General features: G+C 57.5%; 7 protein-coding genes and 1 pseudogene. 5 read left to right on the forward strand and 3 right to left on the reverse strand.

Annotated features, from left to right (window positions below; all coding sequences use genetic code 11):
• Positions 1-24: 24 nt before the first annotated feature.
• Positions 25-251 (forward strand): annotated as a pseudogene (locus ACWKX3_RS11980) (enterochelin esterase); the annotation flags it as partial.
• Here the strand turns inward: ACWKX3_RS11980 and ACWKX3_RS11985 are convergent.
• A complete protein-coding gene (locus tag ACWKX3_RS11985; RefSeq protein WP_006177025.1) occupies positions 237-485 on the reverse strand; it encodes a DUF1158 domain-containing protein in 249 nt (82 codons plus the stop codon). The pseudogene ACWKX3_RS11980 and the gene ACWKX3_RS11985 sit on opposite strands and share 15 nt — an antisense overlap.
• A gap of 485 nt (positions 486-970) precedes the next feature.
• Between ACWKX3_RS11985 and ACWKX3_RS11990 the strand changes: the two genes are divergently transcribed.
• The 3 genes from ACWKX3_RS11990 (at position 971) to ACWKX3_RS12000 (ending at position 7,956) form a co-directional block, all read left to right on the forward strand.
• A complete protein-coding gene (locus tag ACWKX3_RS11990) occupies positions 971-3,679 on the forward strand; it encodes a cation-transporting P-type ATPase (RefSeq protein ID WP_454541857.1) in 2,709 nt (902 codons plus the stop codon).
• Positions 3,680-3,786: 107 nt separating this feature from the next.
• A complete protein-coding gene (locus ACWKX3_RS11995) occupies positions 3,787-4,851 on the forward strand; it encodes an efflux RND transporter periplasmic adaptor subunit (RefSeq protein ID WP_220711170.1) in 1,065 nt (354 codons plus the stop codon).
• A gap of 9 nt (positions 4,852-4,860) precedes the next feature.
• Complete coding sequence (locus ACWKX3_RS12000; protein ID WP_220711171.1) at positions 4,861-7,956, forward strand: efflux RND transporter permease subunit; 3,096 nt, start codon at positions 4,861-4,863, stop codon at positions 7,954-7,956.
• Here ACWKX3_RS12000 and ACWKX3_RS12005 read toward each other — a convergent pair.
• A complete protein-coding gene (locus ACWKX3_RS12005; RefSeq protein ID WP_088207743.1) occupies positions 7,946-9,067 on the reverse strand; it encodes a YbdK family carboxylate-amine ligase in 1,122 nt (373 codons plus the stop codon). The genes ACWKX3_RS12000 and ACWKX3_RS12005 overlap by 11 nt on opposite strands.
• A gap of 480 nt (positions 9,068-9,547) precedes the next feature.
• Here ACWKX3_RS12005 and ACWKX3_RS12010 point away from each other — a divergent pair, with 480 nt between their 5' ends.
• Complete coding sequence (locus ACWKX3_RS12010) at positions 9,548-12,379, forward strand: autotransporter outer membrane beta-barrel domain-containing protein (RefSeq protein WP_454541858.1); 2,832 nt, start codon at positions 9,548-9,550, stop codon at positions 12,377-12,379.
• 70 nt (positions 12,380-12,449) lie between these two features.
• Here ACWKX3_RS12010 and ACWKX3_RS12015 read toward each other — a convergent pair.
• Positions 12,450-13,083: helix-turn-helix transcriptional regulator (locus ACWKX3_RS12015; protein WP_454541859.1), on the reverse strand; the 634-nt coding region annotated here is incomplete at its 5' end.

Below are 13,083 nucleotides of genomic sequence, written 5' to 3' on the forward strand. Positions count from 1 at the left end.
GCGCGCTGCTGCTCCGTGCAGGCGGTGGCGCTGCGCTATCCGCGGCTGTTTGGCAATGTGCTGAGCCTGTCTGGCTCCTACTGGTGGGCACCGAAAGGGGAAGCACCCGACTGGCTGACGCGTCAGTATCAGCAGTCGCCGCTGTACCCGGTGCGTTTCTGGCTTCAGGCCGGCGAGTTTGAACAAGCGGGGCCTGGTGTGAAGCGCTGATCCACGGCATGCGCGATTTCACCGGCTTACGACGCCAGTGAAAACCAGCGGCGCCAGACGAAACGCAGGATAACGAATTCGATGGCGCCGAGCAGCAAGAACCACAGACAGAACAGAATGGTGTAAAGCTGGTTTAAATCGACCATGTGGAAGGTGACCACCAGCTTTTGCGCCAGCACCAGCCCCAGTGAAGGCGCAGGTAGCAGCAGGCAGGAGAGCAGGGCCAACAATAAAATGCCGCCTGCGGTGAGCAGCGATTCTAACGGGTGTTTCATGATAATGTTAATCGTCAGTTAAAAATGTCATTGTCCGGCATCCTCGAACGTAAAGCAATATAAACCCCGTCAGCGATTTTTAATTAAAACGCTGCTTTTAGCCGCAAATAAATTCCTCCGGAAGAATAAATAACGGCCCGCAATTCAATTATTATCGCGTTCTGTAAATAAACGTCTGTATTACGCAAATAATTTTACAAAGCTATAGGTGCTGTAGCCAATTAACGTAGCAATAACAATGGCTGCGACAATGTATAACGCCAGGCGGCGACCGCGATAAATACCAAACATGCTTCCTCCTCGTTTAATGTTGGTTTAGAAATATTTTGTAAAAATCAGCTTATCGAAATAGTTTTAAACAGTTTTGAATAACCCGGCAGTAATTATATTGCGGTAGATCAAATTAACCCGCAAGCATTAAAAATGAATTTATTAAGCCAGAAAGGAATTCAGGCTTCCGTCCACCGGAAATTAAAGGAAAGAAAATGACCAAAAAAAATATTTCTCAGAACATGCCGCCCGCGGGCAACAACGCTTTTCAGCAGACCGTCGAGCAGGTGCTGGCGCACCAGCAGACGCAGCCGCAGGGGCTGGATCGCGCTGAAGCGCAGGCGCGCCTGCAGAAAGTGGGGCCAAACGCGCTGCCTGAGAAAAAGGGCAAGCCGGGCTGGCTGCGTTTTCTGGCACACTTTAACGACGTCCTGATTTATGTCCTGCTGGCGGCAGCCGTATTAACGGCGGTCATGGGCCACTGGGTCGATACGCTGGTTATTCTGGGCGTGGCGGTCATCAATGCATTAATTGGCCACATTCAGGAAAGTAACGCGGAAAAATCCCTGCAGAGTATTCGAAATATGCTCTCCAGCGAGGCGCGCGTTATTCGCAATGGTAATCACGAAACCATCCCGACCACCGACCTGGTGCCGGGCGATATTGTTGTGCTGCGCGCAGGCGATCGTATTCCGGCGGATATGCGTCTTATCGAAGCGCACAATTTACGCGTTGAAGAGGCCATTCTCACCGGTGAATCAACGGTGGTGGATAAACACACCCAGCCGCTGAGCGGCGAATTACCGCTGGGCGACCGCACCAACCTGGTCTTCTCGGGGACAACTGTTAGCGCGGGCGGTGGCGTCGGCGTGGTCATTGCCACCGGGCAGGAGACCGAGCTTGGTCACATCAACCAGATGATGGCGGGTATTGAAAAACACCGCACGCCGCTGCTGGTGCAGATGGACAAGCTGGGCAAAGCGATTTTCGTCATTATTCTGGCGATGATGGCCGCGCTGTTTGTCTTTAGCCTGGTCTTCCGCGATATCCCGATGGGCGAGCTGCTGCTCTCCCTGATTAGCCTGGCGGTGGCCTCTGTACCGGAAGGTCTGCCGGCGATTATCTCCATCATCCTCTCCCTGGGCGTGCAGGCGATGGCGCGCAAGCGGGCAATTATCCGCAAACTGCCAACGGTGGAAACCCTGGGGGCAATGACCGTGGTCTGCTCGGATAAAACCGGCACCCTGACCATGAACGAAATGACGGTGAAAGCGATCATCACCGCTGAGAGCTGCTACCGCGTGGACGGCAACAGCTACGAGCCGGTAGGTAACATCTATCTGGAAGGCAGCGACGAGCCGGTGCAGATCCAGCCGGGGACCGTGCTGGAGCAGTACCTGCGCACCATCGACCTGTGTAACGACAGCCAGATGATTCAGGACGAGCGCGGCCTGTGGGCTATCACCGGGGGGCCAACCGAAGGCGCGCTGAAGGTGCTGGCGGCGAAAGCCAACCTCGCGCCGGTAATGACGACGCTGGTCAACAAAATCCCGTTCGACTCGCAGTACAAGTACATGAGCACCCACTACCAGATTGGTAGCGAGGAGCAGATCCTGATCACCGGTGCGCCGGACGTGATTTTCGCCCTGTGCGAGCAGCAGCAGACCCGCAACGGGACCGAAGCGTTCAACCGCGCGTACTGGGAAACCGAAATGGAGCGCTATGCCCGTCAGGGGCTGCGCATGGTTGCCGCAGCGTTTAAGCCAGCCAACGGCGAAACGGCGCTCACGCACGACGACCTGAATACCGGCCTGATCTTCCTCGGTATCGCCGGGATGATGGATCCGCCGCGTCCGGAAGCCATCGATGCCATTCATGCCTGCCAGCAGGCGGGGATCCGCGTCAAGATGATTACCGGGGATCACCCGCAGACGGCGATGAGCATCGGCCAGATGCTGGGGATCACCAACAGCGAGCAGGCGGTTACCGGCTATCAGCTGGAGAAAATGAGCGATGCCGAGCTTGCCGATGCGGCGGTGAAATATGACATCTTCGCCCGTACCAGCCCGGAGCATAAGCTGCGCCTGGTGCAGGCCCTGCAGGACAAAGGTGAGATTGTCGGCATGACCGGCGACGGTGTAAACGATGCCCCGGCGCTGCGTCAGGCGGACGTCGGTATCGCGATGGGCATCAAAGGGACGGAAGTTACCAAAGAGGCGGCGGATATGGTCCTGACGGACGATAACTTCGCCACCATCGCCAGTGCGGTGAAAGAGGGGCGTCGCGTGTACGACAACCTGAAAAAGACCATTCTGTTCATCATGCCGACCAACCTGGCGCAGGGGCTGCTGATTGTGATTGCGCTGCTGGCGGGGAACATTATTCCGCTGACGCCGGTCCTGATCCTGTGGATGAACATGGCGACCTCCGCCACGCTCTCCTTCGGCCTGGCCTTTGAAGCCGCCGAGTGCAACATCATGCGCCGTCCGCCGCGTCAGACCGGACAGCACGTGATGGACGCCTACGCCGTCTGGCGCGTGGCCTTCGTCGGCACCATGATTGCGATTGCTGCGTTTGCCCTGGAAGCCTGGCTGGCCCCGCGCGGCCACAGCGCGGAGTTCATCCGCACCGTGCTGCTGCAGATGCTGGTGTGTGCGCAGTGGGTGTACATGATTAACTGCCGTAACACCGAAGGGTTCTCCCTGAACCGCGGTCTGCTGGCGAACAAAGGCATCTGGCTGGTCACGGGCGTGCTGTTCCTTCTCCAGGCGGCCATCATCTACCTGCCGTTTATGCAGATGCTGTTTGGCACCGAAGCGCTGCCGCTGCGCTACTGGTTCGTGACGCTGGCGGTTGCAGGGGTGATGTTCTTCATCGTTGAAATCGAGAAGCGACTGACCCGCAGGTTCCGTAAGGCTGCATAATCTTTTGCCCTCACCCTAACCCTCTCCCACAGGGAGAGGGGACTTTGATCTCCCTCTCCCTGTGGGAGAGGGCCGGGGTGAGGGCGGACACATCTGAGGTACTCCCCATGAAACTCCCACTCCTGTTCGCGCTTCTCGCCTGCATCCTGCAACCCGCTTTTGCCGCCGTCATTCCCGTGCGCGTGGCCGCCGTAGAGCAGACCGCCCACGCCGCTGAGCGGCAGATCCCTGGCCGCATCGAGGCTATCCACACCGTGGAACTGCGCGCCCGTACGGAAGGGGTGATCACCAACATCCACTTTCGCGACGGGCAGTACGTAAAAAAAGGTGACGTGTTGTTCGAGCTGGACGACGCCGAGCCGCGTGCCGCCGTGCGTCTGGCGCAGGCCGAGGTGACCAGCGCCGAAGCCACGCTGCGTCAGGCGCAGCAGCAGCTTTCCCGCTTCGAAAGCCTGGGCAGCAGCAACGCCATCAGCCGTCACGACGTGGATAACGCCCGCATGCAGCGCGACGTTGCCCGCGCGGCGCTGGAGCAGGCAAAAGCCCGGCTCGAAACCCGCAACGTCACCCTGGCCTACACCCGCATCATCTCGCCGATTGATGGCCGCGTGGGCCACAGCCAGTTCCACGTGGGCAGCCTGGTCAACCCCGGTAGCGGCGTGCTGGTGGAGGTGGTGCAGCTTGACCCGATCCGCATCGCGTTTGCGCTGGAAGAGGGGGCGTTTGCCACCAAGGCCGGGCAGCACGCCGATATCAGCGCCATGAAGCGTGCCTGGCAGGCGCTGATCGACAGTAACGGCCAGCGCGTTCTCGGGGAATTAACCTCCGTGGACAACCGTATCGACCCGCGGACCGCCAGCGTGATGCTGCGCGCCGAGTTCGCCAACCCGCGCCATCAGCTGCTGCCCGGCGGTAATGTGAACGTTTACCTGCGCCCGGCAAGCGTTCAGCCGGTTATGACGCTGCCCGCCGCGGCGGTCCAGCAGAACGGTGACGGATTCTTTGCCTGGGTGATTAACGCCGACGGCAAAGCCGAAAAACGCCCGCTGACCATCGCCGGGCAGATGGGCCAGCAGTTCCAGATTACCTCCGGCGTTAAGCCGGGTGAGCGAGCGATTACTGACGGCGCGCAGCGCGTACAGCCTGGCGCTGCCGTCCAGATACTGAACTAAGGAGCCATCATGCTGACGTTTTTCATCAAACGCCCGCGCTTTGCGATGGTGATTGCGCTGGTCATCACCCTGCTTGGCGCCATTGCGCTGCGCATTATTCCGGTGGAACAGTATCCGCAGATCACGCCGCCGGTGGTGAATGTCTCCGCGAGCTGGCCCGGTGCCAGCTCGGCTGACGTGGCGGAAGCCATCGCCACGCCGCTTGAAACCCAGCTTAACGGCGTGGATCACATGCTTTACATGGAATCCACCAGTTCGGACGAGGGCAGCTATAGTCTGAACATCACTTTTGCGGCAGGCACCGACCCGGATCTTGCCGCCATCGACGTGCAAAACCGCGTGGCGCAGGCCCTGGCGCAACTGCCCGCCGAGGCGCAGCAAAACGGCGTGCAGGTGCGCAAGCGCGCCACCAACCTGATGATGGGGGTAAGTCTTTACTCACCGAACAACACCCACACGCCGCTGTTCGTCAGCAACTACGCCAGCACCCAGGTGCGCGAGGCGCTGTCCCGCCTGCCGGGGGTTGGCCAGGTGCAGATGTTTGGCGCGCGTGACTACAGCATGCGCATCTGGCTGCGTCCGGATCGCATGAACGCCCTTAACGTCACCACCGACGACGTGGCGCAGGCATTGCGCGAGCAAAACGTCCAGGGCGCGGCGGGCCAGGTCGGCACGCCGCCGGTGTTTAACGGCCAGCAGCAGACCCTGACCATCAACGGGCTGGGGCGCTTAAGTCAGGCCGGGGATTTTGCCGACGTGATCATACGCGCGGGGGAGATGGGACAACTGGTGCGCCTGAAGGACGTGGCGACCATTGAGCTTGGCTCGCGCAGCTACAGCTCCGGCGCGCAGCTCAACGGGCATGACTCCGCCTATCTCGGTATTTATCCCACGCCGTCCGCCAACGCCCTGCGCGTGGCCGACGCGGTACGCGCCGAGCTGGAGCGGCTCTCCACGCGCTTCCCGGACGACCTCACCTATGAGGTGAAATTCGATACCACCTCCTTTGTGGCCGCCACCATCAAGGAGATCGGCGTCTCGCTGGCGCTGACCATGCTGGCCGTGGTGGTGGTCGTCTCCCTGTTCCTGCAGAGCTGGCGCGCAACGCTGATTGTTGCCCTTGCGATCCCGGTGTCGCTGGTGGGGACCTTTGCGGTGCTCTACACGCTCGGTTACTCCGCCAACACGCTGAGCCTGTTCGCCATTATTCTGGCGCTGACCATGGTGGTGGATGATGCCATCGTGGTGGTTGAGAGCGTCGAAACGCTGATGGCGGAAGGGCAGAGCCGCACGGCGGCGACCGCGCTGGCGCTGCGCCAGATTGCCGGGCCGGTGATTGCCACCACCCTCGTGCTACTGGCGGTATTTGTGCCGGTGGCGCTGCTGCCGGGCATCGTCGGCGAGCTGTACCGTCAGTTCGCGGTCACGCTCTCTACCGCCGTCACGCTCTCAAGCCTGGTGGCGCTGACGTTAACGCCCGCCCTGTGCGCCATGCTGCTGCGTCCGCGCCCGGCGCATCCGGCCGCCATTTTCCGCGGCTTCAACCGCGGGCTGGATGCCACGCGCAACGCTTACACCCGCATGGTGAGCGCGCTTAACCTGCGCCCGTGGCTGGCGCTGCTGGCAACCGCAGGGGCGGCGGCCATCGTCGTGTTCAGCTTTATATCGATGCCAAAAGGCTTCCTGCCGCAGGAAGATCAGGGTTACTTCTTCGCCAGCGTCCAGCTGCCGGAGGCGGCGTCGCTTGAGCGTACCGAGGCGGTGATGACCACCGCGCGCGAGCTGATCGCCAAAAACCCGGCGGTGGAGGATGTGATTCAGGTCTCCGGGTTTAACATTCTTAACGGCACCAGCGCCTCTAACGGCGGCTTTATCTCCATCATGCTGAAGGACTGGAGCGAGCGCCCGCCGCTGGACGAGGTGATGGGCACTTTGCAGCGCCAGCTTCTGGTCCTGCCGGAAGCAACCATCATGACCTTCGCGCCGCCGACGCTGCCGGGGTTGGGCAACGCCTCCGGTTTCGACCTGCGTATTCAGGCGCAGGCGGGGCAAAGCCCGGCGGAGCTGGAGCGCGTAACCCGCGAGGTGCTGGCGAAAGCGAACCAGCACCCGCAGCTGAGCCGCGTGTTCACCACCTGGAGCAGCAACGTGCCGCAGCTTACGCTGACGGTCGATCGCGAGCGTGCGGCCCGTCTCGACGTGCCGGTCTCGCGCATCTTCAGCAGCCTGCAAACTGCGTTCGGGGGGACGCGCGCCGGGGACTTCAGCGTGAACAACCGGGTCTACCACGTGGTGATGCAAAACGAGATGCAGTGGCGCGAGCGCGCAGAGCAAATCAGCGAGCTGTTTGTGCGCAGCAACGGCGGCGAACGCGTGCGCCTGAGCAACCTCGTCACCATCACGCCGAGCGTCGGCGCGCCGTTCCTGCAGCAGTACAACCAGTTCCCGTCCGTGTCGGTGAGCGGCTCGGCGGCAGACGGGGTGAGCAGCAGCACGGCGATGGCGGTGATGGGCCAGATCCTGGCCGCGAACCTGCCCGCCGGGTATGACTACGCCTGGAGCGGCATGTCGTATCAGGAGCAGCAGACCGGTAATCAGGCGATCTGGATCGTGCTGGCGGCGGTGGTGATGGCGTGGCTGTTCCTCGTCGCCCAGTATGAGAGCTGGACGCTGCCCGCGAGCGTGATGCTGTCGGTGCTGTTCGCCATCGGCGGAGCGCTGGTGTGGCTGTGGATCGCCGGATACGCTAACGACGTGTACGTGCAGATTGGCCTGGTGCTGTTGATCGCGCTGGCCGCCAAGAACGCCATCCTGATCGTTGAGTTTGCCCGCGCGCGGCGCATGGACGGAATGGCGATTGTCGATGCGGCGCGGGAAGGGGCATCACGCCGCTTCCGTGCGGTAATGATGACCGCCGTGTCCTTTATTATCGGTGTCCTGCCGATGATGCTGGCGAGCGGGGCAGGTGCCCAGAGTCGACGCATCATCGGTACCACGGTGTTCAGCGGCATGCTGGTGGCGACCGTGGTCGGCATCCTCTTTATTCCGGCGCTGTTTGTGCTGTTCCAGCGCCTGCGTGAGTGGGGGCATCGCCTTACGGGCTAGTGGCCCACAGTTCGCTGTGTTTCTGCACTAAGGAGATGAGCGAGCCACCGTCTGCAATGAAGTCCCGCATGCGCTGCGCCTCGCTCTTGCCCTGTTTCAGCATCAGGGCAATTTCTTTTATCGCGCTGGTCGCGCCGAGCTTCTCGGCCGACGGCGCAACCTGCTCCAGCAGCCAGGCAATATCTTGCGCCACGGTTTTGTGCTCCCCGGTATGCACGTCCGTCAGGATCCCTTCCAGCCCGTAACGGCACGCCTGAAAACGGTTGAAGCGGTACAGCAGAAAATCTTTTTCCTGATGCTTATAGGGCCGCGTGGTCAGCAGCCAGTGCGACGTCGCCTGAATCAGCCCGGCGATGTTGATCGCATGACCGAGCGTCAGCGGCGTATCCATCACCCGCACCTCAACGGTGCCAAAGTGCGGGCTTGGGCGGATGTCCCAGTGCAGATCTTTAATGCTGTCGATCATGCTGGTGCTGCTCAGGCGGCGGAACAGCCCTTCAAACTCCTGCCAGCTGTTGACCCACGGCATCTGACCGTTGTCCGGGAAGCCCGAGAAGATATTCAGGCGCGATGAGGCAAATTTAGTGTCCGTTCCCTGCATGTAGGGCGATGAGGCCGCCAGCGCGATAAAGTGCGGCACAAAACGCGACAGGCCGTGCAGCAGATAAATGGCGTCATCCCCGGTCCGGCAGCCCACGTGCACGTGCTGGCCAAACACCGTGGCCTGCAAAATCAGATAGCCAAAGCGCTCCAGCGTGACGTTATAGCGCTCGTCGTCGCACACCTCCTGGCGCTGCCATTTCTGAAAAGGGTGCGTCCCGCCGCCGCAAATCTGAATGTGCTGTTCTGCCGCCGCACGCAGAATGCTCTGCTGCATCACTGAAAACTGCGCCGCCGCCTGGTCGATGTTATGGCACACGCCGGTGGCAATCTCGAGCATGCTCTCGGTGATGTCGTGTTTGACCTCGCCGCCTTTGATGTCGTGCTCAACGGCGGCGATAAGGGCAGAGGAGTCCTGGCTCAGGTCGTAGCCCGGCGGGTTGACCACCTGGAGTTCAAGCTCAATGCCAAGGGTATAAGGATCAGAGGAATGAAAGTCGGGTAAAGGCATGGTGCACTCCGTTGTCTGTTATGAGTTGAGTATAGACAAAGAAGCCAGCGTGAAGGTGAGGCTGTAAATAAGGCGCCCGCAGAGCGATATAATAAAATAACTCTCAGCGCTTTCATTATTCTTAATGTCGGAAAAGTGATGCCGTGAAGAACGTTTCCTTTGTTGCTGAAAATTCCTGGATTATGATACGCTTTGAGATTGATACAATAGATTAACATTGCTGATTTTATTTTTTATGGTTAAAAATCAATTGGTTAAGCTTTCTGTTTTTTCGAGTTAATTTTCTGTTGAATTGTCGTTGTAATTAAAATTCTTAATTAATAGACGCACTGTTTACGTCGTCATTCTGCCTTCCATATACTATGCAATAAGGAATAACCAAAGGGCCTTCCTCCGGTATTTACCTTCTTAAAATAATCTTTTCCCATGACGGAAGAGGCATCTTTTGCCTGAAATTTCATACATCCTCTGGAGGTCGTTATGAAAAAAAATGGAATTATGACGCTGTCAGTCCGATTTAAAAAATCGGCATTGGCCTGTAGCGTTGCCGGCGTGCTGGGGGGAGCCTTTAGTCTCCCTGCCAGCGCGGAAACGGAAAGCTGTGACTTAAGTGAGGCGGGGAAAGCGACCTGTACCTCTTCGCTAGGGGCAACCGATGCGAAAACTATTTTCGATCTTTGGGATACCGTGCTGATTGATTCGTCAAAAGACGTTATCGTTTTGTCTGCAGAAGATTTGGGCACGATAACCAATAAAGATGTGGCGTTAAAATCGCTTGACGGCGCAGGGATTTATCTCAACGGCGGCAGCGCGGTATTCACAGGAAAGATCGGGATTGAAACGTCAGGAAACGCTATTTATCTGGCGCAATCGTATCTTTCGCAGCCGCGCGGCTCCAGCCTGAAGGTGGGAGATGATCTGAACGTCTATGCCGAAGAGGGCATGGGCATTGCTGCGGAGATAACCAACCATATTGACGGTAACCGGATAACCGTGGGTGAAAACGCGGTCATTCGCACGGCGGGAGACGCTTTAAGGCTATTACCCGGTCGTTCAGATACGGGTTACGGCGTCTTTTCCGGTGCGTCGTACTATGATTTGACATCTTCACGCAACCGCCATTTTTACACATGGTCTGCGAGGGTAACGCTGGGGCACAACGCCTGGGTTGAAACTCTGGGTAACAATGCGCACGGCGTCTATGCCAATAAAACCGGTCTGGTTGATACAGGGGATATTACCGTTCAGACGTGGGGTAACGGAGCCTCTGGCCTGGTTGCCGAGGACGGGTACAAAGCAACTCGTCCCGCAATGTCTCCCATGCAGACAGCAATGGCTCTGAGTAATTCTTTCCCCTCCGAAGAAGTCGAGATTAATCTTTCTGGATGGGCAACGCATTTCGACGGTGGACGGATCTACCTGAACCGCGACGTCAACGTTCAGGTGAATGGTGGAGACAGCTTTGCCATGTTCGCCTCCGGTAATTTGGCCTGGATTGGTTCCGGCTATCTTGATGGCCCGGAAAGCGAGGGGGTATATCATGTTTACGGCGACATGTTGACCGAACGTAAGGGCACCATCGATCTGCGCATGATCCAGGGCTCGGTGTTCTCCGGTATGGCAGATTCAACGCAGCTCTACGCGGATGGCCAGTTCAACACCACGGATAATGGCTACATCTACCTGAATATGAAAGGCGACACCAGCCTGTGGGATATGACCAGCAGTTCGGTAGTTACGCGGATGGATTTGAACGATGCCCGCCTGACCTATCGTGCACCGGTCAGCGCGGAGTCATTTTCGCCGGCCTACCTGACGGTGGTGGAAAATTATTCTGGCAACAACGGCCTGCTGACGCTCAATACCGTGCTGGAGGGAGATCACTCTTTGACTGATCAATTGCACGTACTTGGCGATGTTGAAGCAGGCAATACGCGGGTGAGTATCAACAACATTGGCGGTAAAGGCGCGCTGACGCAGGAAGGGATTGAAATTGTTACCGTCGGCGGAGAATCCATCGGTACCTTCACCAAAGCCGGGCGTATTGTCGCTGGCGCGTATGATTATGATGTCGTACGAAAAGGGCAAAACTGGTATTTGATGAGCGCGGTCACGCCGGTACCACCACCGGATCCGGTGCCTCCGCCAGATCCTCTTCCACCCCCTGGTCCGGACCCTGTTCCACCACCTGGCCCTGATCCTTTGCCGCCACCCGGCCCGGACCCGGTTCCACCACCTGGTCCAGACCCTGTTCTACCACCTGGTCCGGATCCGTTGCCGCCACCCGGCCCGGATCCTGTACCCCCGACTAAAGCACCCGAACCCGAGGCTTTGGTCCGCCCCGAATCCGGTGCCTATCTCGCCAACCATGCAGCGGCCAACGGTATTTTCGTGATGCGACTGCACGATCGGCTGGGAGAAACACAATATACGGATGCGCTGACCGGGGAAAAGAAAGTCACGAGCATGTGGCTGCGCCAGGTGGGAGGACATAATGTCTTTCACAGCGCTGGACAGCTGACAACCCAAAGCAATCGCTATGTCGCGCAACTGGGAGGCGATATCGTGCAGTGGTCGTCGGACGGAAAGGATCGGTGGCATCTTGGCGTCATGGGCGGCTATGCCAACAACCAAAGCAATACTCGCTCTCGCTGGAACCACTATAAGGCGGACGGTACGCTGAGTGGTTACAGTGCCGGAATCTACGGCACCTGGTATGCGGATAACGAAAACAAGGAAGGGCTGTATACGGATAGCTGGTTGATTTATAGCTGGTTTAATAACCACGTGAAGGGAGATGAGCTACCGGCTGAACGCTATAAATCTCGCGGCATTACCGCGTCAGTGGAAACTGGGTGGACTGAACATATGGGCGCTTTCTACGGCAGCAAAGGTACGTTGAATAATTGGTACCTTCAGCCAAAAGCGCAGGCTATCTGGATGGGCGTTCGTAGCCGTGCGCATACTGAAGATAATGGATCCAATATCTCATTTGGCGGAGATGGTAACGTGCAGACACGCCTGGGACTGAGGGCCTATATCAATGGACATCACAAGATCGATGAAGGTAAGCGCCGGGAGTTTGAGCCATTCATCGAAGCAAACTGGCTGCATAACACTAAAACGTTCTCGGTGAGCCTGGATGACCGCACTATCAGCCAGCAAGGTGCGCGTAACATTGGTGAACTTAAAACTGGCGTAGAGGCTAAGCTGGGCGACCACCTGACGATGTGGGGGAACGTCGCTGTCCAGATGGGAGGAAAAGGCTATCATGATGCGCAAGCTATGTACGGTATCAAATATCAGTTCTAATCCAATCCTTACAGCCAGCTGATTTCGATTTTCAGCACCCGAACGCCATCGCTAATGCCGATGGCGTTTTTTATAAACCCATGATCGCGCCGCAGGTTAACAGCTCATTAATATTGCTTACGCCTAATTTGGCAAATAAACGACTCCGGCTGGCATAAACGGCCTGCGTGGAAATATTAAGCCTTGTGGCGATCTCAGACACGCTATGCTCAGCGATAATTAATCGTAACAGCTGTTTATCCTCTGGCGTCAGATTACGAGTATGATTATGCAGCGTCTCCAGGCTGGCCCCATAGTCAGTTGTCATTATTCTGAATAACGTTTTTTTTATAAAGTTAAGATCCGGTTTGCAGGGTAGAAAGTTGATCTGTGAGGTAAACGAACATCCTCCAGTGGAAAGAAAAAAAACGTTATTAAATGTTGCCTGGCAATTTTTTGCTAATAATAAACCATGGAAGTGGCGGAAGCTGTCTCGTTCGATCACCAGACAGTGTTCTGTATTTTTAGATAATTTATCCATGTCCAGTTCATCAGGGGTGTTGAATGTTTTTATATCGCATAGCTTACCTGTCTTGTGGAAAATCATCGGTTGAAGGTTGTTGACAAGGTTGGTCATGCCAATATTGAGGTAATTGTTCTTACAAATTATTAACAGCGACAGAGTGGGGGGGGAAGGGTGTGAGAGTGACGTGTTCATTACGGGC

The sequence above is a fragment of the Enterobacter sp. UPMP2052 genome (genome assembly GCF_053709675.1).

What these genes read in the sequence shown, in the direction of transcription:
- ACWKX3_RS11995 (WP_220711170.1), top strand. Translation starts at nt 3,787, where the DNA reads ATGAAACTCCCACTCCTGTTCGCGCTTCTCGCCTGCATCCTGCAACCC.
- ACWKX3_RS12010 (WP_454541858.1), top strand. Translation starts at nt 9,548, where the DNA reads ATGAAAAAAAATGGAATTATGACGCTGTCAGTCCGATTTAAAAAATCG.
- ACWKX3_RS12000 (WP_220711171.1), top strand. Translation starts at nt 4,861, where the DNA reads ATGCTGACGTTTTTCATCAAACGCCCGCGCTTTGCGATGGTGATTGCG.
- ACWKX3_RS11985 (WP_006177025.1), bottom strand. Translation starts at nt 485, where the DNA reads ATGAAACACCCGTTAGAATCGCTGCTCACCGCAGGCGGCATTTTATTG.
- ACWKX3_RS11990 (WP_454541857.1), top strand. Translation starts at nt 971, where the DNA reads ATGACCAAAAAAAATATTTCTCAGAACATGCCGCCCGCGGGCAACAAC.
- ACWKX3_RS12005 (WP_088207743.1), bottom strand. Translation starts at nt 9,067, where the DNA reads ATGCCTTTACCCGACTTTCATTCCTCTGATCCTTATACCCTTGGCATT.